The 23,358-nt window shown below is 48.5% G+C and carries 23 protein-coding genes, 1 other RNA gene and 2 other annotated features (1 of these 26 only partly in view); of the genes, 22 read left to right on the plus strand and 2 right to left on the minus strand.

What is annotated here, in order from left to right; translation table 11 throughout:
* Positions 1-126: a binding site (T-box leader), on the plus strand; it begins 96 nt to the left of the window's first position.
* A gap of 42 nt (positions 127-168) precedes the next feature.
* The 6 genes from hisS to ACHWTJ_RS05275 all read left to right on the plus strand — a co-directional run bounded on the left by hisS (position 169) and on the right by ACHWTJ_RS05275 (position 6,456).
* Positions 169-1,449: a histidine--tRNA ligase gene (gene hisS, locus ACHWTJ_RS05250; protein ID WP_394679232.1), complete on the plus strand. Its 1,281-nt coding sequence runs from the start codon at positions 169-171 to the stop codon at positions 1,447-1,449.
* Entirely contained in the window at positions 1,446-3,212 is a 1,767-nt protein-coding gene (gene aspS, locus ACHWTJ_RS05255) for an aspartate--tRNA ligase (protein WP_394679233.1), read from the plus strand. The genes hisS and aspS overlap by 4 nt, the downstream gene beginning before the upstream one ends.
* Positions 3,213-3,274: 62 nt before the next feature.
* Positions 3,275-3,859 (plus strand): DNA-3-methyladenine glycosylase, encoded by a 585-nt coding sequence (locus ACHWTJ_RS05260; RefSeq protein ID WP_394679234.1) that lies wholly within the window; start codon positions 3,275-3,277, stop codon positions 3,857-3,859.
* A 290-nt stretch (positions 3,860-4,149) separates the two neighbouring features.
* Positions 4,150-5,334: a DASH family cryptochrome gene (locus ACHWTJ_RS05265; protein WP_394679235.1), complete on the plus strand. Its 1,185-nt coding sequence runs from the start codon at positions 4,150-4,152 to the stop codon at positions 5,332-5,334.
* 74 nt (positions 5,335-5,408) lie between these two features.
* Positions 5,409-5,598, plus strand: a non-coding RNA gene (ssrS, locus tag ACHWTJ_RS05270) — 6S RNA.
* Between the two features lie 93 nt (positions 5,599-5,691).
* Entirely contained in the window at positions 5,692-6,456 is a 765-nt protein-coding gene (locus tag ACHWTJ_RS05275; RefSeq protein WP_023468920.1) for a ThiF family adenylyltransferase, read from the plus strand.
* A gap of 11 nt (positions 6,457-6,467) precedes the next feature.
* On the opposite strand, the gene ACHWTJ_RS05280 is transcribed toward ACHWTJ_RS05275, so the two are convergent.
* Positions 6,468-7,805: a replication-associated recombination protein A gene (locus tag ACHWTJ_RS05280; protein WP_294740569.1), complete on the minus strand. Its 1,338-nt coding sequence runs from the start codon at positions 7,803-7,805 to the stop codon at positions 6,468-6,470.
* Positions 7,806-7,865: 60 nt separating this feature from the next.
* Between ACHWTJ_RS05280 and cymR the strand changes: the two genes are divergently transcribed.
* Genes cymR through ACHWTJ_RS05300 form a run of 4 tightly spaced genes read left to right on the plus strand, consistent with a single transcriptional unit; the run spans position 7,866 to position 11,231 of the window.
* On the plus strand, positions 7,866-8,273 hold the full coding sequence (gene cymR / locus ACHWTJ_RS05285) for a cysteine metabolism transcriptional regulator CymR (protein ID WP_214853241.1): 408 nt from the start codon (positions 7,866-7,868) through the stop codon (positions 8,271-8,273).
* 13 nt (positions 8,274-8,286) lie between these two features.
* On the plus strand, positions 8,287-9,414 hold the full coding sequence (locus ACHWTJ_RS05290; protein ID WP_394679236.1) for a cysteine desulfurase family protein: 1,128 nt from the start codon (positions 8,287-8,289) through the stop codon (positions 9,412-9,414).
* Between the two features lie 16 nt (positions 9,415-9,430).
* Entirely contained in the window at positions 9,431-10,552 is a 1,122-nt protein-coding gene (gene mnmA, locus ACHWTJ_RS05295; protein ID WP_133207563.1) for a tRNA 2-thiouridine(34) synthase MnmA, read from the plus strand.
* Between the two features lie 13 nt (positions 10,553-10,565).
* Positions 10,566-11,231 carry a lipopolysaccharide assembly protein LapB gene (locus ACHWTJ_RS05300; protein ID WP_058703823.1) on the plus strand — a complete coding sequence of 222 codons (666 nt, stop codon included), beginning with the start codon at positions 10,566-10,568 and terminating at the stop codon, positions 11,229-11,231.
* 45 nt (positions 11,232-11,276) lie between these two features.
* On the opposite strand, the gene ACHWTJ_RS05305 is transcribed toward ACHWTJ_RS05300, so the two are convergent.
* Positions 11,277-11,825 (minus strand): VOC family protein, encoded by a 549-nt coding sequence (locus tag ACHWTJ_RS05305; RefSeq protein WP_294745448.1) that lies wholly within the window; start codon positions 11,823-11,825, stop codon positions 11,277-11,279.
* Between the two features lie 116 nt (positions 11,826-11,941).
* Between ACHWTJ_RS05305 and ACHWTJ_RS05310 the strand changes: the two genes are divergently transcribed.
* The 12 genes from ACHWTJ_RS05310 to ACHWTJ_RS05365 all read left to right on the plus strand — a co-directional run bounded on the left by ACHWTJ_RS05310 (position 11,942) and on the right by ACHWTJ_RS05365 (position 23,358).
* Positions 11,942-14,167: an ATP-dependent RecD-like DNA helicase gene (locus tag ACHWTJ_RS05310; RefSeq protein WP_294740574.1), complete on the plus strand. Its 2,226-nt coding sequence runs from the start codon at positions 11,942-11,944 to the stop codon at positions 14,165-14,167.
* Between the two features lie 42 nt (positions 14,168-14,209).
* Positions 14,210-14,420: a binding site (T-box leader), on the plus strand.
* Positions 14,421-14,477: 57 nt separating this feature from the next.
* Positions 14,478-17,120 (plus strand): alanine--tRNA ligase, encoded by a 2,643-nt coding sequence (alaS, locus tag ACHWTJ_RS05315; RefSeq protein ID WP_394679237.1) that lies wholly within the window; start codon positions 14,478-14,480, stop codon positions 17,118-17,120.
* Between the two features lie 34 nt (positions 17,121-17,154).
* Positions 17,155-17,424 carry an IreB family regulatory phosphoprotein gene (locus ACHWTJ_RS05320; protein ID WP_029342229.1) on the plus strand — a complete coding sequence of 90 codons (270 nt, stop codon included), beginning with the start codon at positions 17,155-17,157 and terminating at the stop codon, positions 17,422-17,424.
* Entirely contained in the window at positions 17,421-17,843 is a 423-nt protein-coding gene (gene ruvX, locus ACHWTJ_RS05325; protein WP_294740577.1) for a Holliday junction resolvase RuvX, read from the plus strand. The genes ACHWTJ_RS05320 and ruvX overlap by 4 nt, the downstream gene beginning before the upstream one ends.
* A 14-nt stretch (positions 17,844-17,857) precedes the next feature.
* The gene (locus ACHWTJ_RS05330) at positions 17,858-18,145 is read left to right on the plus strand and encodes a DUF1292 domain-containing protein (RefSeq protein ID WP_023468909.1); all 288 of its coding nucleotides are present in this window, start codon (positions 17,858-17,860) and stop codon (positions 18,143-18,145) included.
* Positions 18,132-18,425, plus strand: a complete 294-nt coding sequence (locus tag ACHWTJ_RS05335; protein ID WP_023468908.1) for a DUF1292 domain-containing protein — start codon at positions 18,132-18,134, stop codon at positions 18,423-18,425. The genes ACHWTJ_RS05330 and ACHWTJ_RS05335 overlap by 14 nt, the downstream gene beginning before the upstream one ends.
* Positions 18,426-18,503: 78 nt before the next feature.
* A complete protein-coding gene (gene mltG / locus ACHWTJ_RS05340; protein WP_294740581.1) occupies positions 18,504-19,652 on the plus strand; it encodes an endolytic transglycosylase MltG in 1,149 nt (382 codons plus the stop codon).
* A gap of 71 nt (positions 19,653-19,723) precedes the next feature.
* Positions 19,724-20,362, plus strand: a complete 639-nt coding sequence (locus tag ACHWTJ_RS05345; RefSeq protein WP_394679238.1) for an O-methyltransferase — start codon at positions 19,724-19,726, stop codon at positions 20,360-20,362.
* Between the two features lie 16 nt (positions 20,363-20,378).
* Positions 20,379-21,026: a uridine kinase gene (gene udk, locus ACHWTJ_RS05350; protein ID WP_294740583.1), complete on the plus strand. Its 648-nt coding sequence runs from the start codon at positions 20,379-20,381 to the stop codon at positions 21,024-21,026.
* 56 nt (positions 21,027-21,082) lie between these two features.
* The gene (greA, locus tag ACHWTJ_RS05355; protein WP_029342224.1) at positions 21,083-21,556 is read left to right on the plus strand and encodes a transcription elongation factor GreA; all 474 of its coding nucleotides are present in this window, start codon (positions 21,083-21,085) and stop codon (positions 21,554-21,556) included.
* Positions 21,557-21,608: 52 nt separating this feature from the next.
* Positions 21,609-22,307 carry a 5'-methylthioadenosine/S-adenosylhomocysteine nucleosidase gene (gene mtnN / locus ACHWTJ_RS05360; RefSeq protein WP_029342223.1) on the plus strand — a complete coding sequence of 233 codons (699 nt, stop codon included), beginning with the start codon at positions 21,609-21,611 and terminating at the stop codon, positions 22,305-22,307.
* A 106-nt stretch (positions 22,308-22,413) separates the two neighbouring features.
* A complete protein-coding gene (locus ACHWTJ_RS05365) occupies positions 22,414-23,358 on the plus strand; it encodes a beta-ketoacyl-ACP synthase III (protein WP_394679239.1) in 945 nt (314 codons plus the stop codon).

The raw sequence follows: 23,358 nt of genomic DNA on the forward strand, positions 1-23,358 counted from the left end.
CTTCCGAGGTATCTTCCTGAACTGATAGTAGGGAAGGTCGTACGCAGGCGTTAACTGCACCGAGTGGTCAAATGTGATTTGACAACCAGGGTGGTACCACGGGATCTTCAAGTTCTCGTCCCTTTGCGGACGAGGACTTTTTTGTATTCAAAAAAGGAGGAATTTGAGATGAAATTACCACGCGGTACGTTTGATGTCCTTCCAGGAACCGTCGAACGCTGGCAGTACATCGAGCAACAATTACGTGACATCAGTAAGCGTTACAACTATAAGGAAATCCGGACACCGATTTTCGAGGAGACAGAACTCTTCAAACGTGGCGTCGGTGAGACGACGGATATCGTTCAAAAAGAGATGTTCATGCTTGAGAAACGCGGAAAAGACCAGTTGACGTTACGTCCAGAAGGAACGGCTGCCGTCGTTCGTTCATTCGTGACGAACAAACTATTCGGTTCACCGAACCAACCGACGAAATTGTTCTATATCGGACCGATGTTTCGTTATGAACGTCCACAAGCAGGTCGTTTCCGTCAGCTTCACCAATACGGAGTCGAAGCACTCGGTAGTGAACAACCGGCAATCGATGCAGAGGTCATCAGTCTTGCGATGAGCATCTACCGTTCATTCGGATTGAAGCACCTCAAGCTCGTCATCAATACACTTGGCGATAACGAAAGCCGCGCCGCACACCGGGCAGCACTCGTCGATCACTTCAAACCGGTCGTTCACGAGTTGTGTCAGGACTGTCAGAATCGTCTCGAAACGAATCCACTTCGTGTCCTTGACTGTAAGGTCGACCGCGATCACCCGAGCATGGCAACAGCACCATCGATTCTCGATTACTTAAACCCGGTGTCAAAAGCTTACTTCGACGAAGTATTGCTTCACTTAGATGCACTTGGCATCGAGTATGTCGTTGATCCAACGCTCGTTCGCGGAATCGATTATTACAATCACACGGCGTTCGAGATCATGTCAGAAGCAGAAGGTTTCGGAGCGATCACGACACTATGTGGCGGTGGACGATATAACGGTCTCGTCGAACAGATTGGTGGACCGGCAACACCGGGGATCGGATTCGGAATCGGTATCGAGCGTTTATTGATGGCACTTGAGAATGAGAACGTCTTACCGGCAGTCGACGATCAAATCGACGTCTTCATCGTTGCGCAAGGCAGTGACGAAGTCGAAAAGACGGCAACACGTCTCTTACAATTGATGCGTCTCGAAGGACTTGTCGCGGATCGGGATTATCTCGGTCGGAAGTTCAAAGGACAATTTAAAGCGGCGGATCGCTTGAAAGCACGTTACACGGTCATCCTCGGGGATGAAGAAGTCGAGCGTGGTGCAGCGGCGCTGAAGAACATGGCTACAGGGGAACAGACGGACGTTCCGTTATCAGCAGTCGCTGATACGATCGTCGCGAAATTAAAGGAGGAAGCACAATGATCGGACGCACGCATATGAACGGTCAGGTGACGGAAGAAGTCATCGGACAACACGTTCAACTTAAAGGATGGGTTCAAAAACGACGTGACTTAGGAGGATTAATCTTCCTAGATCTACGCGACCGTAGCGGTATCGTCCAAATCGTCTTCCAACCGGAAAACGAGCAGGCACACCGCCTTGCGGAATCCATTCGTTCAGAGTATGTCCTCGACATCAAAGGGCACGTCATCGCCCGTGAGAATCCGAATCCGAACATCCCGACTGGACAAGTCGAGGTCGTCGCGGATGAAGTCGTCATCTTGAACGCAGCGAAGATGACACCATTCCCGATCAGTGAAGAAGCAGAACAGACGTCAGAAGATTTACGTCTCAAATATCGTTATCTCGACTTGCGTCGTCCGTCGCTCCAAGAGACATTCCGTCTCCGTTCGAAAGCGTCGAACATCATGCGGAACTTCCTCGATGAGCAAGACTTCCTAGAAGTCGAGACACCAATCTTAACGAAATCAACACCAGAAGGCGCACGTGACTATCTCGTTCCGAGTCGTGTTCACCCAGGTGAGTTCTATGCCTTGCCACAATCACCGCAATTGTTCAAACAATTGCTGATGGTGTCTGGTTTTGAGCGGTACTTCCAAATTGCACGTTGTTTCCGTGACGAAGACTTACGGGCAGACCGTCAACCTGAATTCACGCAAGTCGATATCGAGACGAGCTTCATGGACATCGAAGACTTGTATGCGATGATGGAGTCGATGATGACGCGTGTCATGAAAGAAACACTTGGCAAAGACATCGTGACACCATTCCCACGGATGCCGTACGCAGAAGCGATGAGCCGGTATGGTTCGGATAAACCGGATACACGCTTCGGTCTCGAATTGATTGATGTTGCGGAAGCTGTCAAAGGGGCAGGATTCAAAGTATTCGATATGGCACTAGAAGCAAGTGGCGAAGTCAAAGCCTTGAACGTCAAGGGTGCAGCTGAGCGCTTCTCGCGGAAAGACATCGATAAGTTACAAGAATTCACGGCGATCTACGGTGCAAAAGGTCTCGCGTGGGTCAAAGTGACAGCAGACGGACTGAACGGTCCGATCGCGAAGTTCTTCGACGAAGAAGCAACTGCTCGCCTGACAGCGGCGACAGATGCGGAAGCAGGCGACTTATTGTTGTTCGTCGCAGCAAAAGCATCAATCGTAGCAGACAGCTTAGGTGCGCTCCGTCAGAAGTTAGCGAAGGAACTGGACTTGATTGATGAGTCGGTCTTCAACTTCCTGTGGGTGACGGACTTCCCACTCGTCACGTACGAAGAAGAAGAGGGTCGTTTCTATGCGAACCACCATCCATTCACGATGCCACGTCGTGAAGATCTCGAATTGCTCGAGACGGATCCTGGAAAAGTCCTCGCAGTCGCGTATGACCTCGTCTTGAACGGATACGAGCTCGGCGGTGGATCACAACGGATCTACGAACGGGATATCCAAGAGCGGATGTTCAAGTTGCTTGGCTTCACAGAAGAAGAAGCAAACGAGCAGTTCGGTTTCTTGATGGAAGCTTTCGAATACGGAACACCACCACATGCGGGGATCGCACTTGGTCTAGACCGTCTCGTCATGTTACTCGCAGGACGTTCAAACTTGCGTGATACGATTGCCTTCCCGAAAACAGCATCAGCAAGCGATCTGTTGACGGCAGCACCAAGCCCAGTCTCGGATGCACAATTAAACGATCTCTCGATTCGAACAGCAGTCAAACAATCGTAAGACACGACAAGCGAATCTTCCGGTATGGGAGGTTCGCTTGTTTCATGAAGGAGGACAAACGGATGGAACGACACTTTTTTGAACGGTCTCCGGTTGAAATCGGTCCAGATTTCTTAGGAACACAGATCACAGTCGATGAGGTGACGATGCGGATCATCGAGGTCGAAGCCTATCTCGGTCCTCACGATCAAGCAGCGCATTCGTTTTCCGGAAAACCAACGAAACGGACTGCACCGATGTTCGGTCCACCGGGGCATCTCTATGTGTATTTCACATATGGTATGCATCACTGCATGAATATCGTTTGTGGACATGAAGGGGAAGGATACGGACTGTTGTTACGAGGTGCGGAAATCATCAGCGGGCACGACCTCGTCGCGGAACGTCGTTTTGGTTGTTCCTACGCAGAGTTGACAGCGGTGCAACGACGTAATCTCGTCAATGGACCAGCGAAACTGTGCCAAGGATTCGGTCTAACGACAGCGGATTCAGGTCAGGATCTTTATCAAACCCGGTTTCGACTTGTTGCCGACCCGGTCGATGCGATCGTCCAGACGACACGGATCGGTATTCCGAACGCAGGAGAAGCGACAGCCTATCCATGGCGGTTTTATGTAGAGGCGAGTGAAGGGGTCAGTAAACGTTAAAAGATGGACGCTCCCGTGAGGAAGCGTCCATCTTTTATTTAGGATTATTGATTGATTTTTTTGCTTGTTGTTTTTTATAGAATTTATAGACGATTGGTCCAACCGTCGTTACAAGCGTCACTAGTGTTCTGAGTTTACCGCGTTTTGCTGCCATTGATCCATTCACTCCTCTGGTTTGTTGTATTAATCATATTCCACGAAAACAACTTCTTAAAACCTCACCGGCACATCGAGTGGTTTTCCAACTACCGTGGTCGGGTCATAGTATAAGGAGAAGGGAGTCGATCAATATGGGAGCAGTCGTTTGGTATCGTCATGATTTACGTGTCGATGATCATGAGGCACTTCGGAGTGCGTGCGAAGAACAGGAAGTGATTCGTGCCGTATACGTTAAACAGCAAAAGAAACAGGATTTCAAAAGAGGAACACAACAAGCGAAGTTCGAACAAGAAACATTAAAGAACCTAGCCGATCACCTGTCTCAAATCGGAATCACGTTAGATATTCTAGAGGGGAAGGTGCATGAGGCACTCGATTCTTATCTGCAAGCGGATGATACCGTCTATTTTCATAAGATGACCGGAACAGAAGAAACGGCAAGTGAGCAGTATATCGAAGACAGATATACCGTCCGTTCTTTTGAGACACAGACATTTTATCGCCGGGATGATATCGGAAGTGATGAATTAAAGCGGGTCTTTACGGCATTTCGAAAACGGGTCGAGGCGAACGGTACTTTTTACGATCCGCTTGATCCGCCAACCGGCATCCAGTTGATAAAAGAGGAATCAGTCGAAGCGAATCCGGAGATCGCGTTCCCGTTCCGCGGTGGAGAATCAGCTGGGAGGGCGCGCCTTCGAGAATACCTTGCTCAGCCTGTATTCACTTATAAAGAAACACGTAATGGATTTTTGCGAAATGATTCTTCGAAGCTGTCTGCCTGGCTAGCGAACGGTTCACTGTCACCGCGTCGCATCATGGCTGAATTGCAGGAAGCTGAGCGAGAAAAAGGAGCGAATGAATCGACGTACTGGTTGTATTTCGAACTGTTGTGGCGTGACTTCTTCCATTTGACGATGCGCGAGACAGGAAGCCGTCTGTTCCGTGCGAGTGGATTAAAGGAAGGACACTATACATGGAAGACGGATCAGCTAGCTGTCGAACGTTGGATAAAAGGAAAGACCGGTGTACCGTTCGTTGATGCCTTTATGAACGAGATTCGCGAGACGGGATGGATGTCGAACCGGGGCAGGCAGATCGTTGCCAGTTATCTCATTCATGAATTAAAGCAGGACTGGCGCATCGGAGCGCGATATTTCGAACAACAGTTGATCGACTATGATGTCGCTTCGAACTATGGCAACTGGGCGTTCATCGCGGGTGTTGGGAATGCAACACGCACACCACGATTTGATCCCGCATTCCAACAACAACGATATGATCCGAATCAACAGTTCACGAAACGTTGGACCTAAAAAAAGCATCTTTTTCTGGAGTGGGAAGTAGTTGCATTTCAGAGGGGAGGATGCTATATTAAATGCATCAGATGGGGTTCCTGAATTGTACGAGAGCCGCCTTTTATCTTTGAGCCACTCTTTTTTGATAGGGAGTTTGACGTTCCAACTAGTAGTACATGCCTCGTAACATAGCAGGAGGACGTACGAATAGGAATCGGATAAGACACCCACCTGCACAGCAGGTTCAAAAATAAGGTATCGACACGGCACTTCGGGTCCCATCGTCTTATTATTTTATTGTTTGACACGTCGCATGACGTTTTTTTTTATGATATAATTCCGAGTAAAACAGTATGAGTATTGTGAGGTTATGAGATGTTACATCAATTTTCGCGTAATGAACTAGCAATCGGTAAAACGGGACTTGACGCATTGGCATCCAAGTCCGTCGCTATTCTGGGTATCGGTGGTGTTGGATCGTTCTCAGCAGAAGCACTTGCCCGCAGTGGCGTAGGTCGTTTGATTCTCGTTGATAAGGATGATATCGACATCACGAACGTCAACCGACAAATCCATGCTTTGCTTCCGACGGTCGGTCAACCGAAGGTTGATGCGATGGCAGAACGTCTTGCATTAATCAATCCGGATCTTGAGATCGTTCGCTTGAAGATGTTCTACAATGAAGAGACATTCGAGTCGTTCTTTGAACAGCAACCGGATTATGTCATCGATGCATCGGACACGGTTTCATTCAAGATTCACTTGATTCAAGAATGTAAGAAACGTAACATCCCGATCATCTCAAGCATGGGGATGGCGAACAAGATGGATCCGACACGCATCAAGATCGTTGACATCAAAGATACAAGTTATGATCCACTAGCGAAGGTCATTCGGACGAAACTCCGGAAAGCCGGCATCCATAAAGGTGTTCCTGTCGTCTTCTCCGATGAACCACCCGTTAAGATCATCGAAGAAGTCCGTCAAGTCGTCGGGAACGATGCGGCTGCAATTCGTAAGGCAAAGATGCCGCCAAGTTCAAATGCGTTCGTTCCATCAGTTGGTGGATTGATCGCAGCGAGCTACGTCATCAATGAGATCGTCCGTGAAGCCGGCGTGACGATCGAACGCGTTCGTTAAAAAAAGCGACCTTATGGTCGCTTTTTCTGATGTGTGGCTGTTTGTTTGTTCCAAAAATCAAGACGAGCTTGCAGTTGTTTCTCAAAACCGCGTGGGCTTGGACGATAAAAGACCGGTTTTGTCCGGGCAAGGTTTTCGGGCCAGTAATTCTGTGGCACATAGGCATGTTCGAACTCGTGTGGATATTGATAGGTGACGCCATTACCAAGTGCCGCTGCTCCCGGATGATGGGCATCGCGCAAATGTGGCGGTACCGGACCACCGTCTGAACGGCGAACGAGGGTCAATGCTTGATCAATCGCTGAGATGACAGCATTCGATTTCGGTGCCGTCGCGAGATATAAGACCGTTTCAGCAAGCGGAATCCGTGCTTCTGGGAAACCGACGTATTCACAAGCACGTGCGCAGGCATCGACCATCAATAACGCTTGCGGATCAGACAGACCGATGTCTTCTGCCGCATGGACGTAGAGACGCCGTACGATGAAGCGCGGACTTTCGCCCGCTTCAATCATGACGGCGAGCCAGTAGAGCGCAGCGTCAGGATCGGAACCGCGAATCGATTTAATGAAGGCGGAGATGACATCGTAATGACGATCGCCGTCCTTGTCGTACTTCAATGCTTTTTGCTGAATCGATTCCTCGGCGACAGCAAGGTCGATCGTGATTTGACCATCGATTTCCGGTGTCGTTAAGACCGCAAGTTCAAGCGCATTCAATAATGCCCGGTAATCGCCATCCGACAACTTGACATAATGATCGATCGCGTCATCCGTGATCGTGATCGGATATTTGCCAAGACCACGCTCCGTGTCCTTCAGGGTCCGATCGAGGACGATCCGTAAGTCATCTGCTGTCGGAGGTTCGAAACGAAAAACCGTTGCCCGCGATAAGAGCGCGGCATTGACCTCAAAACTCGGATTTTCCGTCGTTGCTCCGATCAACGTGATCGTACCTGCTTCAAGCGCCGGGAGTAGGGCGTCTTGTTGCATCTTATTGAATCGATGGATCTCATCGAGAAAGAGAATTGTTTTTTGATCCTCGAACTGAAGTCGGGCTTCGGCTGCTTTTAGAATTTCCCGTAATTGTTCCAGTTTCGCCGTGACCGCGTTCAATTGCTCGAACGCTGATTTTGTATAACTAGAAATGACACGCGCGAGCGTCGTCTTACCGGTACCTGGTGGACCGTAAAAAATAACGGTTCCGAGGCGATCAGCTAAGATGGCACGCCGCAGGAGCGTCGTCTCTCCAATCAGATGACGTTGTCCGACGATTTCATCCAGATTCTGCGGACGCATTCGATTCGCGAGCGGTCCGGCAGGTGACTGGGATTCAAATAAATGTGCCATACACATACGCTCCTTCCACTTTTAGCTACTACTATACTAGAAAGGATGATCCTTCGCATGATGAAAATCTCGACGAAAGGGCGATATGGTCTAACGATCATGATCGCACTCGCGAAAGAAGCTGAATCTAAACCATTATCCCTAAAAAAAATCGCGCAGATGTATGACCTATCTGAGCATTATCTTGAACAGTTGATTGCCCCCCTTCGTAATGGAGGTCTCGTCAAAAGTGTCCGTGGTGCTTACGGCGGGTACAAGCTCGGTCGTGAAGCGCAAAACATCACAGCGGGTGAAATCATCCGCCTGCTTGAAGGACCACTCGTCGTCGTCGAAGGCGATGCGTGTGACGAGGTCACGAAACGCAAACTGTGGGATAAAATCCAACAAGCAGTCGATCAAGTACTCGATTCAACGACGCTACAAGACTTAGCGGAAGAAGACGATACAGGATACATGTTCTATATTTGAGAGGTGAAAACGAATGAATTACTTTGACCATTCGGCGACGACGCCGATGCGTCCGGAAGTCCTTGAGGCGATGACGCCTTATTTGCTCGAACAGTATGGCAACCCATCGAGTGTCCACGCGGCTGGTCGGTCTGCTCGGGCAGCAATTGACAAAGCACGCCGGCAGATCGCACAAGAATTGAACGCAAAACCAACCGAACTGATTTTCACGAGCGGTGGAACGGAATCGGATAATTATGCAATCTTCGGTGCGGCTGAGGCGACGCGTGAAAAAGGGCGTCATCTCATTACGACACGGTTTGAGCACCATGCTGTATTACATGCGTTCGAAGAGCTCGAAAAACAAGGCTATGACGTCACGTATCTCGATGTTCCATCTACAGGCGTCGTCTCAATAGCTGCCTTGCAAGAAGCCGTCCGGGAAGATACGACACTCGTCTCGATCATGTTCGGCAACAATGAAGTCGGAACGATTCAGCCGATTGCGGCATTCGGTCAATTTTTACGAGAACGCAGTATTTTGTTCCATACGGACGCGGTGCAAGTATTCGGAAAACAAGCAATCGATGTCGAAGCGTTACAGGTCGATCTCTTATCCGCATCTGGTCATAAAATCAATGGTCCAAAAGGAATCGGATTGTTGTATGTGCGGACTGGTGTGAAGTTAGCCCCTCAAACATTCGGAGGAGAACAGGAGCGCAAGCGTCGCGCTGGTACAGAGAACGTACCGGGAATCGTCGGTTTAGCGAAAGCGCTTGAACTGATGATCGCAGAGCGTGATCAACAACAGGACCACATCAAACAGCTGCGCAGCGTTTTGCTAACACGCTTGGATGAAAGTGGCATCACTTACGAAGTCAACGGTGTTGAAGGATTGCCGAATGTGCTCAATCTTTACTTCCCGCAGATTGAGATCGAACCGTTCTTGATCATGCTTGATATGCGCCAGATGGCCGTATCGAGCGGGAGTGCATGTACGGCAGGATCTGTTGAACCTTCGCATGTCTTATCGGCGATGTATGGCGAAGATGAACGGACACGAGCATCGGTCCGGATCAGTTTTGGTCACGGAAATGAGGTCGCGCAAGTCGAACTACTCGCACAAGCCTTGCAAGATGTCGTAAAATCGTTTCAGAATTAACTAAGAGGTGAAATAAATGAATACACGAGCGAAAGCCCCAAGTGAAACGACAGTCGTCGTTGGGATGTCGGGCGGTGTCGATTCTTCTGTGACAGCTCATTTATTAAAAGAGCAAGGCTATAACGTCATCGGAATCTTCATGAAAAACTGGGATGACACGGATGAAAACGGCTTTTGTACGGCGACGGAAGATTATGAAGACGTCATCGCGGTAGCCAATCAAATCGGCATTCCGTACTATGCGGTCAATTTCGAGAAAGAATACTGGGATAAGGTCTTCACGTACTTCCTCGATGAATATAAACTCGGTCGGACACCGAATCCAGACGTCATGTGTAACAAGGAAATCAAGTTCAAAGCCTTCCTCGATCATGCGATGCGTCTTGGTGCCGATTTCGTCGCGACAGGGCACTATGCGCGTGCCGTCTATGAGGACGGAGAACACAAATTGCTTCGAGGCGTGGATACGAACAAGGATCAAACGTATTTCTTGAATCAATTGTCGCAAGAGCAAATCGCGAAGGCGATGTTCCCAATCGGTCATATGGAAAAATCAGAAGTGCGCCGGATCGCAGAAGAGGCGAACCTTGCAACGGCGAAGAAAAAAGACTCGACAGGCATTTGCTTCATTGGCGAGCGGAACTTCAAACAGTTCCTCGGTCAATATCTGCCGGCACAACCCGGTGAGATGCGGACGCTTGACGGCAACGTCATGGGTCGTCACGATGGATTGATGTACTACACGATGGGGCAACGTCATGGACTCGGTATCGGTGGTGACGGAGAGCCTTGGTTCGTCGTCGGGAAAAACTTAGAGGAAAACATTCTCTATGTCGATCAAGGGTTCCACAACGAATTGCTGTATTCGGAAGGATTACTTGCTTCAGATGTCAGCTGGACATCTGAGCGTCCGGTCGGTGAGACATTCCGTTGTACGGCGAAATTCCGTTACCGTCAACAAGATACAGCGGTCACGGTTCGTGTCCTCGAAGAGGGACTCGATGTCTCGTTTGACGAGCGTCAACGGGCAATCACACCAGGACAAGCGGTCGTGTTCTATGATGGAGACATCTGTCTCGGTGGTGCGACGATCGATGCAGCCTATAAAGCAGGCGAACGCCTCGCTTATCTAGCGTAAGGAGCAAAAGAAGATGAACTATAATGAAGTAGGATTCCGGCATCTAGAAGCTGGGAATTATGAATTAGCAGCGCAAGCGTTTAACGACGCGATCGAACAAAACCCAAAAGATCCGACGGCGTACGTCAATCTTGGAACATTACTCCAATCGATGAACGACGCCGATCGTGCCCTTCGTTTTTATGACCGGGCACTGATGATCGATAATACGTTCGCGAGTGCCTATTATGCGAAAGGTGCTCTGTTCTTTGCTGCCGATCAACTCGTCGAAGCAGAGGAATCATTGCGGGCAGCGTTATTATATGGACTTGACGACGCGGATCTCCATTTCATGCTGGGGATGACGTATCAAAAACTCGGTGATCCAGTACGTGGCTTACCTCGTCTACAACGTGCGTCAGAACTAAACGGTGTCGATATCGAGATTGCATTTCAATACGGACTTGCCCTAGCGCAAAACGAGAAGTTGGAAGAAGCGGTCGAGATGTTCGAGCATGTTTTGATGCTTGATGAAACGCATACGGATGCACGATACAATTATGCGATTGCCCTTGCTTTCCTCGGTCAACAGGAAGCCTGTTATGCAGAACTCGAAGCGGTTCTTGCCTACCAGCCGGAACACGCCCTTGCGCGGGACGCGAAAGCGAAGATGGATGCGTTATTAAAACAAGCAGACTGATATAAAAAAGACGATTCCGCCTGGAGTCGTCTTTTTTTATGCTATTTAATTCCCAACTTCACGAATGACGCGAAGTGGAGGTCCGGAAAAGTCTTCATAGGCTTCATCCATGTTTTTCGTATACAGTTCGATGACGTTATTTTCCGTATCCTTGAAATAAGCCGAATACTCTTTTTGGTTCGACGTCTCTTGTTCATCCCACTCTCTGAGCTTCACGGTGATCGAAGCTTCACGCAGTTGATTAAGCGCTTGTTGGAACTCGTCCTTCTCAACGTAGAAAGCACAGTGGACATGAACACCACCTTCGTCGTATAACGTATCCCATTCGGACACGGGTAAGTGTTTGACGGTACGTTCTTCCATTGTGAAGTCCCGTTTCAGCCACAGACCGAGTCGGGTGTTGCCGCCAATATAGAGCCAGGTTGCCCAGACCCCGTTTTGTTGAGACTGTTCTTTACTTGGTTCCGCATCCTCAGGTGCCCATTGCTCGACGATTGGAATGCCAAGTGTTCCATTCCAAAAACCGACCGCACGGTCCATATCTTCGACTTCCAGTACTAATTCACATAATCCTGCAATCGGTAAACGCGCCATCCTTGAACTCCTCCTCTTAACGAAATGTTTCAGGTTATCTTTCCCTGATTTAAAATCCGATAAACGAATGCTATGATGAAAGCAGCGAATGAAAAAGAGAGAAAGAAGGTGGAGTGATGGAGCACCCCCATCAAGTCGTCGGGCGCGTCAAACGTGTGCTCTTTTCTTCTGAAGAAGAAGCACACTCCATTGTATTGGTCGCCGTCAAAGAAAAGAACTTTGAACTGAAAGAAACCGAGCTCGTCATCACGGGTACTGGGGTTGGGATCGAACTCGGAGGAACGTATCAAGCATTCGGTCGTCTCGTCGATCATCCCCGGTTCGGAAAACAACTGAAGGCGGAGCTGATTCGGCGATCGGTTCCGATGACAAAACATGCGACGATCCGCTTCTTGACGAATGGTTCGTTCACCGGCATTGGTCCGAAGACAGCGAAAAATATCGTCGATGCTCTCGGAGAAGAGGCAGTGGATCTCATTTTGAAGGATGAACGGGTACTGAATCAGGTGCCTGGGTTAAAACAAAAACAAGCTGACATCATCTTGAGTCGACTCGCCACGTTATACGGTGTCGATCAGCTGATGCTGTTCTTAGCACCATTTGATGTTACACCGAAGCTAGCGGCAAAGATTTATGCTGCTTACGAAGGGGATGCCATGGCGCGAATACGAGAGAATCCATATTCTTTGATGTATGAAGTGAATGGGATCGGGTTTAAGACAGCCGATCATATCGCTTCACACCTTGGACTCGTCGGATTACACCCGGAGCGCGTCGCTGCTTCGATCATGCACATATTGGAACAAGAAGCAGGAGAGGGACACGCCTTTGCGACGGTCGACTCACTATTGCAGCGAGCACCCCGTTTGCTTGGTGAAGACCCGGGGGAACGGCTAGAACAAGCGATTGAACTGTTACTCGCTGAAGATAAGGTCAAGCTCGAAGAAGGCTGTTTGTATTTACCGACAATCTTTTATGCCGAAGTCCGAGCGGCAAAGGAACTGGCGCGCGTCATGGCAAACGGTGCTGAACAGGAAGTCGATGTCGCGACGATCCTTGAAGCGATCGGACACCTCGAAGAACAGTTTGGCATGGAATATGCGGCGCAACAGCGGGAAGCAATCGAGTTAGCGGTCAAAGCACCGTTAATGGTTCTGACCGGTGGACCCGGTACCGGTAAGACGACCGTCATCAAAGGAATTTTACATGCCCTGCAAGAAATTCATGACTGGCCGCTTGAGAAAAGTCGCGTCAAGACGGGAGAAGTTTATCCGTACGTTCTTGTTGCACCGACCGGACGCGCCGCCAAACGTTTGTCGGAAGCAACGGACGTCCCAGCGATGACGATTCATCGTCTATTGAAGTATGACGGAACGAACTTTCAACTGAATGAAGATCAGCCAATCACGGGAAAAGTACTGATCATTGATGAATCGTCGATGATTGATATTTATTTGTTATCGAGTCTGCTCCGTGCTGTGCCGAACGGTATGAAAATCTTGTTCGTCGGTGACCGCGATCAGTTACCATCTGTCGGTCCGGGGCAGGTGCTGGCAGACTTGATGGACACAGAAGGGATTCCTGTCGTTCGTTTGAATGTTGTCCATCGCCAAGCGGAAGATTCTTCGATTTTACGGCTCGCGCACGATTTGAAGAACCGGACGACGTCAGCTGATTTGTTATTACCACTTTCAGATCGTCGCTTTTACACCGCGTCTCCGCAAGAGACGTTACGCGGCATCTCAGCCTTCGCGGAAAAAGCACTTGCAAAAGGGTATTCGAAATTCGATGTTCAGGTCCTCGCGCCGACTTACCGCGGTCAGGTCGGAATCGACGAACTGAATGTCGCCTTGCAACGCGTCTATAACCCGGAAGAACCGAAGAAACGGGAAGTCAAACAAGGCACGCGGATTTACCGGACGGGGGATAAGATTCTCCAACTCGTCAACAATGCGGAAGAAAATGTCTATAACGGAGATATCGGGGAAATCGTCAATATCTTTTTCGCCAAAGAGAATGTTGATAAAGTCGATAAGATCATCGCCCGTTTTGATCAGACGGAAGTCGAGTACAACCGAAGTGACTGGGATCAATTCACGCATGCCTACGCGATTACGATTCACAAGGCACAGGGATCCGAGTTTCCGATCGTCTTGATGCCGGTCTATTTCACGGGGGCATTCAAGCATTCACGAAATTTGATTTATACAGCGGTCACTCGTGCGAAGTCGAGTTTATTATTGTTCGGCGACCCACGAGCGTTTCATAAAGCGTCGCAAGAAGAGGAACCCCGGCGCCGAACACGATTGATTGAACGACTCGGTGGGGTGACAAAGACTTGACGGATGCTGTGCGATAGGTAATAATCACGATAGATGAATGGACGTAACACGTTGATGGAAGATAAGTAAAAGGAAAACTCGAGTCCAGAGAGAAGTGAGTCTGCTGCAATCACTTTCTCGAGTCCCTTTGAAGCTCCTTCCGGAGTCGGGTGTAAACACCTGCGGGTCATCCCCGTTATCAGATGTTCGAGGTAGGCAATGGATTGCTTACGAACGAGGGTGGTACCACGGAAGCGATGCTTTCGTCCCTTTTCAGGGATGAAGACATCGCTTTTTTGCGTCCAAATAAAACCAATGGGGGTAACTGTTCATGAAAGCTCTAAAACCATTAACGGGTGCACAAATCCGTCAGATGTATCTTGATTTCTTCCAAAGTAAAGGGCATGCGATCGAACCGAGTGCTTCACTCGTACCGGTCGAGGATCCATCGCTCTTGTGGATCAACTCAGGTGTTGCAACACTCAAGAAATATTTCGATGGTCGTGTCATTCCTGATAATCCACGTATCGTCAACGCACAAAAATCAATCCGGACGAACGATATCGAAAACGTCGGGAAAACAGCGCGTCACCATACGTTCTTCGAGATGCTCGGAAACTTCTCTGTCGGTGATTACTTCCGTGAAGATGCCATCAAATGGGGCTGGGAACTCTTGACGAGTGATGATTGGTACGGTCTTGACCCAGAACGTCTTTCGGTCACGATTCACCCGGAAGATGACGCAGCGCGTCAAATCTGGCTTGAACTCGGCGTACCGGCTGAGCGGATCATTCCACTTGAAGATAACTTCTGGGAAATCGGTGAAGGTCCATCTGGTCCGAATACGGAAATCTTCTTCGACCGTGGTCCAGCTTTCGGAGACGATCCGAACGATTCTGAACTCTACCCAGGTGGCGAAAACGAACGTTACCTTGAAATCTGGAATATCGTATTCAGTCAATACAACCACGATGGACACGGCAACTACACGGAACTTCCGCGTAAAAACATCGATACAGGGATGGGACTTGAACGGATGGCGTGTGTCATGCAGGACGTGCCGACGAACTTCGATACGGATCTGTTCATGCCGATCATTCATAAGACAGAAGAAATCAGCGGTAAAATCTACCGTGACGATTCAAAACTGGATGTAGCGTTCAAAGTCATCGCAGACCACATCCGTACCGTATCATTCGCGATCGGTGATGGTGCGCTTCCTTCGAACGAAGGACGTGGGTATGTCCTTCGTCGTTTACTACGCCGTGCGGTTCGTTATGCGAAGATGCTTGGAATCGAGCGTCCGTTTATGTATGAACTCGTCGATACGGTCGGGAATGTCATGGTCGACTTCTACCCGCAAGTGCCAGAAAAAGCAGACTTCATCAAACGCGTCATCAAAAACGAAGAAGAACGTTTCCATGAGACACTTCATGACGGTCTTGCAATCTTGAACACGGTCGCTCAGACGTCTAAGGCGAACGGTGAGCATGTCATCAGTGGTGAAGATGCGTTCCGTCTATATGACACGTATGGTTTCCCACTCGAATTGACAGTCGAGTATGCAGAAGATCATCAGATGTCTGTTGATGAAGAAGGCTTCAAACAAGCGATGGATGCACAACGTCAACGGGCACGTGCAGCGCGTGAAGAGAGTGGTTCGATGCAACAGCAATCGGAAGTTCTCTCGACGCTAAAAGATAAGAGTACGTTCGTCGGCTATACCGACCTTAAGGCGGATGCAAAAATCATCGCATTGTTGCATGATGGAGAACGAGTCACAGAAGTCGCTGCTGGTGAAGAAGCACAAGTCATTCTCGACATCACACCGTTCTACGCTGAAAGTGGTGGTGAAGTCGCGGATACAGGAACAATCGAAGGCAAAGACTTCGTTCTTGATGTCAAAGATGTTCAAAAAGCACCAAACGGTCAAAACTTGCATACGGTCATCGTTCGTACAGGGATCGCAACGGAAGCTGCAGACGTCGTTGCAACGGTCGAAGTAGCAGAACGTAAAGCCGTCACGAAAAACCACACGGCAACACATTTGCTCCACAAAGCATTGAAAGATACGCTCGGAACACACGTCAACCAAGCGGGATCACTCGTTTCTCCAGACCGTCTTCGCTTCGACTTCTCACACTTCGGTGCAGTGACACAAGAAGAGTTGACGAAGATTGAACAAGATGTTAACCAAGCAATCTGGGCATCACTACCGGTTGATATCGAAGAGATGAACATCGCTGATGCAAAAGCAAAAGGTGCAATGGCGTTGTTCGGTGAGAAGTACGGCGAAACGGTCCGCGTCGTCTCAGCAGGCACATACTCGATCGAGTTGTGTGGCGGTATCCATGTCGGAAACACAGCAGAAATCGGCTTGTTCAAGATTGTTTCAGAGTCTGGTATCGGTGCAGGTACACGCCGAATCGAAGCGGTAACGGGTGCAGGTGCGTATCGTGTCATGAATCAGCACTTGGAAACACTCGAACAAGCAGCAGCTGTCTTGAAGACGAAGACGACAGAAGTTCCTGTTCGCATCGAAGCATTGCAACAACAACTTCGTGAGACGGAGCGAGCGAATGAATCGTTGCAAGCAAAACTTGCGAACATCGAAGCTGCTTCATTGAAGGACGATGTTGAGGAAATCAACGGTGTACGTGTCCTTGCGAAACGCGTCGACGTCTCAGATATGGATGCTCTTCGCGGTATGATGGACGAGTTGAAGGGTTCGCTCGGATCAGCAATCATCGTTCTCGGAAGTGCGCAAGGCGAGAAAGTCAATCTCGTCGCAAGCGTCTCAAAAGATTTAATCGACCAAGGCTATCATGCTGGTAAATTGATCAAGGAAGTCGCTACACGCTGCGGTGGTGGCGGTGGCGGTCGTCCTGACATGGCTCAAGCTGGTGGAAAAGATGCGTCGAAATTAGAAGAAGCACTCGCGTATGCTTCACAATACGTGCAATCACTGGCATAATAGAAACGTAGTGTATATGAAAGAGGTGATGAACGTGAGTCAGATGGATCAAACGATGAAATTCAACTTTCCGGAAGACGATAACAAAGCAGCGACACGTGATGTGTTGTTGACGGTCTATCATGCTTTAGAAGAAAAAGGATATCATCCGATCAACCAAATCGTCGGCTATCTCCTTTCAGGAGATCCTGCTTACATTCCTCGTCATAATGACGCACGTAATTTAATTCGTAAGATTGAACGCGACGAATTGCTCGAAGAACTCGTGAAATCTTATTTGGCGGAGAGTGGAAATTCAAAATGAAACGTGCAATGGGACTAGATGTCGGTTCGAAGACGATCGGGGTAGCGGTCAGTGACTTGATGGGTTGGACAGCGCAAGGAGTCGAGACGGTCAAGTGGACGGAACCGGATTACCCAGAAGCCTTCAAACGGCTCGATGTCATCATGAAGACATACAATGTCGAAATCCTAGTCATTGGTCTTCCGAAAAACATGAACGGTTCCATCGGCCCCCGCGCCGAAGCAAGTGAAGCTTTTGCGAAGGAAATCGAACAGCATACCGGGCTTGACGTCGTTTTCATGGATGAACGGTTGACGACGATGCAAGCAGAACGGATGCTGATCGATGCCGATGTCAGCCGTAAAAAGCGTAAACAAGTCATCGATAAGATGGCTGCCGTCATGATCCTGCAATCGTACTTGGATCGGACGAACCGATGAAGGGGGAGAAACCGATGGCTGAAGAAAAACGTCAGTATCTCTTTCCAGATGAAGAGGGCGGCGAACATCTTTTCGAAGAATGGTACCGTTACTCGAGTGAACGTACAGGAAAAACCTATCTGTTTCTTGAAATGATCGGTAACCCTGACGAAGGAGCAGATGATCTGATCATCTGTGAGATCGATGAATATGGAGAAGGCGAAGATGATTTTGAATTAAGCCTGATCGATGAAAATGATGAGCAAACTTGGGATGAACTCGAGCTTGCGTTAAAGGAGCGGATCACTGATGCAACAGAATGAACCAACACGTTACGTAATTCCGGACGGCGAAGGAAATGATTTCGAATTCGTAGAACGTCTGCGTTATGAAAGCCCACGTTCGAGCAAGACATACATCTTCCTCGAGCCAATCGGAGCAGACTATGATGAAGCAGAAGAAGTCGATATCTTCGTTTACGAACTCGACGAATACGGTGATGGAGATAACGACTTCAACCTCGTACCAATCGATGAAGACGATACAGCGACTTGGGATGAAATCGAAGAAGTCTTTAACACGCTCGAAGATCAGTTAGACTAACCCGACTCATGACAGGTGACGTCGTAAGAGACTTTCTCTTACGATGTCACCTTGTTTTAAGAGAAGAAGGAGGAACCGATGGAGAACGAATGGAAGCAAAATGCTGAAATCGAAAAAAGGCGACGCCGGACATCACGCCGGATTACGCTAATCATCCTTTCTGTATTGTTGACGATTTTTCTAGTTACCAGTGCGGTCGTCTATGTCTTTTTGAAAAATGCGCTTGAACCAGTCGATGAAACAGCGACGAAATCTGTCAAAGTCGAAATTCCTTTAGGAGCAGGGACGAGTTCGATTGCTTCTTTACTAAAGGAGAAAGACTTGATTGCGAATGAGACGATTTTTCGTTACTACGTCCGCTACAAGAATGAATCGTCATTCCAGGCGGGTACGTATACACTGTCACAAGCCATGTCCCCGGATGAAATCATCAATGAATTAAAGACGGGAACGGTCATGAAGGCAGCGGATGTGAAAATCACGTTACCTGAAGGCATCACGATGGATCGTCAAATCGCTTTGATTGCAAAAGCGACGAACTTCAAAGAAGAGACGGTCCGTAAAGAGTTGACGGATGCGACGTTCATCGATGCCATGATTGAAAAATATCCAATGTTGACGGATGAAGTGAAGAAGAATGGTGTCTTGTATGCACTTGAAGGATATCTCTTCCCAGCTACGTATGAGTTCGATAAAGGAAAAAGCATTGATCAAATCGTCGAGACGATGCTCGACGAGACAGAAAAAGTCTATGATGAAAATAAGGATGCCATTCGACAATCAGGCATGACCTTCCATGAAGTGCTCAGTCTCGGTTCCATGGTTGAGCGTGAAGCCGCAACACCGAAAGATCGTCGTGAAATCGCAGGTGTCTTCAAAAACCGTTTAGATGATGGCATGAAACTACAGTCGGATCCAACGGTTTGGTATGGTACAGGCGAGAATACAGCACTGACGACGTTGAAGGATCTCGAGAACAATTCGAAGTACAATACGTATAAGTACGAAGGAATTCCGATTGGTCCGATTTCAACAGTCAGTAAGGATTCCGTATTGGCTGTCTTAAACCCGAATAAAACGAAATATGTCTATTTCTTCGCACGTCCACCGAGTGATAAACATCCGCGAGGACAGATTCTTTACGAAGAGACATATGAAGAACATCAACGAAACGTCGTTAAGTATAAACCAGAATGGGTAGAATACGAAGCGAGTAAAGAGCAATGAGCAACGGGTTGGGTTGAAGCGGAAATGATGCTTCAAGTCAACCTGTTTATGCGGAAGAGGGAGTGAATGGCGTGAAGGATTTCACGACCTATGTCGAATCGATGATTCATCCTCGTGATGCCCTACTAGAAGAAATGGAGCGTTATGCGGAAGAACATCATATACCGATCATCGAGTTGACCGGTTCCGAAGTCTTGTTGTCGCTCCTGCGATTACAGCAACCGAAACGTATTCTAGAAGTCGGAACCGCAATCGGTTATAGTGCGATCCGGATGGCACGTGCATTACCGGATGCGCGGATTACGACGATTGAACGGAATGCAAAGCGGTATGAAGAAGCAAAAACCTTCATCGCCCGGTCAGATGTGGCGGACCGGATTGACATCATTTTTGGTGATGCAGTAGAATTAGCCGAAACGCTTGAAGACGAGTTTGATGCGGTCTTCATCGATGCAGCGAAAGGACAGTATAAAAAATTCTTTGCGGGATATGGACGACTCATTCCAGAAGGTGGCGTGCTTTATACGGACAACCTCTTCTTACACGGAGACGTCCTTGAGCCTGACCCGAAAACGTTCGATCGAAGAAGACGTCGACTCGTGCGTCTCGTCAAAGAATTCACGGTCTGGATGATGGAACAAGAACAATACGATACGACGATTTTTCCGCTCGGTGACGGTGTATCCGTCAGTCGGAAAAAGTCAAAATGATGGAGGAACGAATGACATGCAAAAACCGGTAGTAATTGGCGTAGCGGGCGGAACGGGTTCAGGGAAGACGACGGTGGCGCGTTCACTCGTCGATGCGTTTCCAAGTGAATCAATCGTCATGATTGAGCAGGACGCGTATTATAAAGACCAGAGTGAATTATCAATGGAAGAGCGGTATCAGACAAATTATGATCACCCATTCGCATTTGATAATGGTCTGTTGATTGAGCACATTCAGTCGCTCCGTGAAAACATTGCCGTTGAAAAACCGGTATATGACTATGTCGCCCACACGCGGGCACAAGAAACAATCCGTCTCGAACCACGTGATGTCATCATCGTAGAAGGAATTTTAGCGCTTGAAGACGAACGGTTACGGGAACTAATGGATATCAAGGTGTTCGTCGATACAGATGCGGACGTTCGCATTCTGCGTCGGATGCAACGTGATATCAACGAACGTGGACGTTCGATTGACTCGGTCGTTGAGCAGTACACGAACGTCGTTCGTCCGATGCATCTGCAGTTCTGTGAACCAACAAAACGCTACGCGGACATCATCGTACCGGAAGGCGGAGAGAATCATGTCGCTATCGATTTACTCGTGACGAAGATTCGAGCGATTCTTGATTATCGTTCAGCACTTGATCAAAGAGGATATTGATTCCAAAAAAGATGTGAATATACTATACTAGTGGAATAAAAAGGAGCGTGACAAAAATGGCAGAAAAGCAATACTACATGACGCTTGAAGGTAAAGCGAACATTGAAAATGAATTGAATGAATTGAAGTCAGTCCGCCGGAAAGAAGTCGTCGAGAACATCAAAATCGCCCGTTCGTTCGGTGACCTTTCAGAGAACGCAGAGTACGATTCAGCAAAAGAAGAGCAAGCGATGGTCGAAGGCCGGATCGCTCAATTAGAAGAAATGCTTCGCAACGTTGCAATCATCTCGGAAGAAGAGAAGGATATCTCGGTCGTTGGTATCGGAACGACAGTCACTTTCTTGAGTGTCGAAGATAACGAAGAAGATACGTACACGATTGTCGGTAGTGCCGAAGCAGATCCGTTCACAGGTAAAATCTCGAACGAATCACCAATCGCGAAAAGTTTAATGGGGCATCAAGTCGGAGATCAAGTCTCTGTACCAGCACCAGGCGGCGAATACGCCGTGAAAATTACATCGATCAAATAAAGAACACAGGAGCCGGAGCAATCCGGCTTTCTGTTTGATGGAGGAATGGACCATGCCAATCGCAATCATCGGCGCAATGGAAGAGGAAGTCAACTTATTGCGTAATGAGTTATCAGAACGTAAAGATACAGTCATTGCAAACTACCATTTTTATGAAGGACTCTTGAATAGCGTTCCTGTCGTCATCTTGAAGTCAGGAATCGGGAAAGTGAACGCTGCGATCGGGACGACATTATTGCTGGATCACTATAAACCAACTGCTGTCATCAATACAGGATCAGCAGGGGGATTTAAGGAAGGCTTAACGGTCGGGGATGTCGTCGTCTCAACAGAAGTGCGTCACCACGACGTTGACGTGACTGCATTTGGATACGAATATGGTCAGGTACCTGGAATGCCAGCTGCCTACCAAGCAGATCCGAAACTTGTTGCAACAGCAGAAGCTGTCATCGAGCGGATGGATGCGATTCGTGTCGTTCATGGATTGATTGCGACAGGCGATTCATTCATCCATGATTCAGAGCGTTCTGCTCAAATCAAGGCGCACTTCCCAGAAGTCGCAGCCGTCGAGATGGAAGCAGCACCAATTGCACAAGTCTGTCATCAGTTCGGTGTCCCATTTGTCGTCACGCGCTCGATTTCAGATAGCGCCAATGAAGAAGCGTCACTCTCGTTTGATGAGTTCCTCGAGATTGCGTCAATCAATTCCGCTAAGATGGTCATGGAAGTCGTACGGACGTTAGCAGAATGAGGTATGAGGAAGAGCACGGGAGACCATGCTCTTCCTTTTTTCTTTGACAAAAGCAAATTAACGCTTTATATTAGTACCAGATACTAATAACAAAAGGGGATGCCTTATGAAGATCGGGATTGTAGGATTAGGAACGTCTTTACCATCACGCCGCGTGACGAATGATGAGCTAGCAACGACGCTCGATACGAGCGATGAATGGATTCGGACACGGACAGGAATCGGAGCACGGCGGATTGCAGCCGATGATGTGGATGTCACAGACTTAGCGACGGAAGCGGCTCATAAGGCACTTGATGATGCTGGATTGACAGTAGACGACATCGGGTTGATCGTTGTCGGTACGGCAACAGGACGTGCGTTTCCTTCCACAGCCTGTATCGTCCAAGAGCGTTTAGGGGCACGTGGAGCGACCGCATTCGATATTAGTGCGGCATGTAGTGGCTTCATCTTTGCATTACAAACAGCTGCGAGTATGTTAGCAACAGTCGAAGGAAAACATGCGCTCGTCATCGGAGCTGAAAAAATGTCGAGCATCGTTGACTGGTCAGACCGGTCAACAGCGATTTTATTCGGGGACGGTGCAGGGGCGGTCGTCATCGGACAAACTGAGCAAGAGGGACTAAATGCTTTTGAACTCGGAACAGACGGACGTGGCGCTCATCTGTTGTTTAAGGATATCGATGGACCAATCGAGATGAACGGTCGTGAAGTCTTTAAGTTCGCCGTTCGTAAATTACCGGAAATCGTTGAGAAAGTCATTCAAAAAGCGGATAGTACGCTCGAAGACATCGATATCTTGATTCCGCATCAGGCAAACCTGCGAATTATCGATGCAGCGTGTGAACGACTGCATATTCCGCAAGAAAAGGTCATCGTTACGATTGATGAGCATGCGAATACATCTGCTGCTTCGATCCCGCTCGCACTCGAAGAAGCACGTCAACAAGGTCGTTTGACACCAGGTACAAAACTTGTACTTGCGGGATTCGGTGCCGGATTGACTTGGGGAGCAGCATACATTACTTGGACTAAAGGAGAGAACACATAA

This window comes from uncultured Exiguobacterium sp. (genome assembly GCF_964277885.1).
GTDB lineage: Bacteria > Bacillota > Bacilli > Exiguobacteriales > Exiguobacteriaceae > Exiguobacterium_A.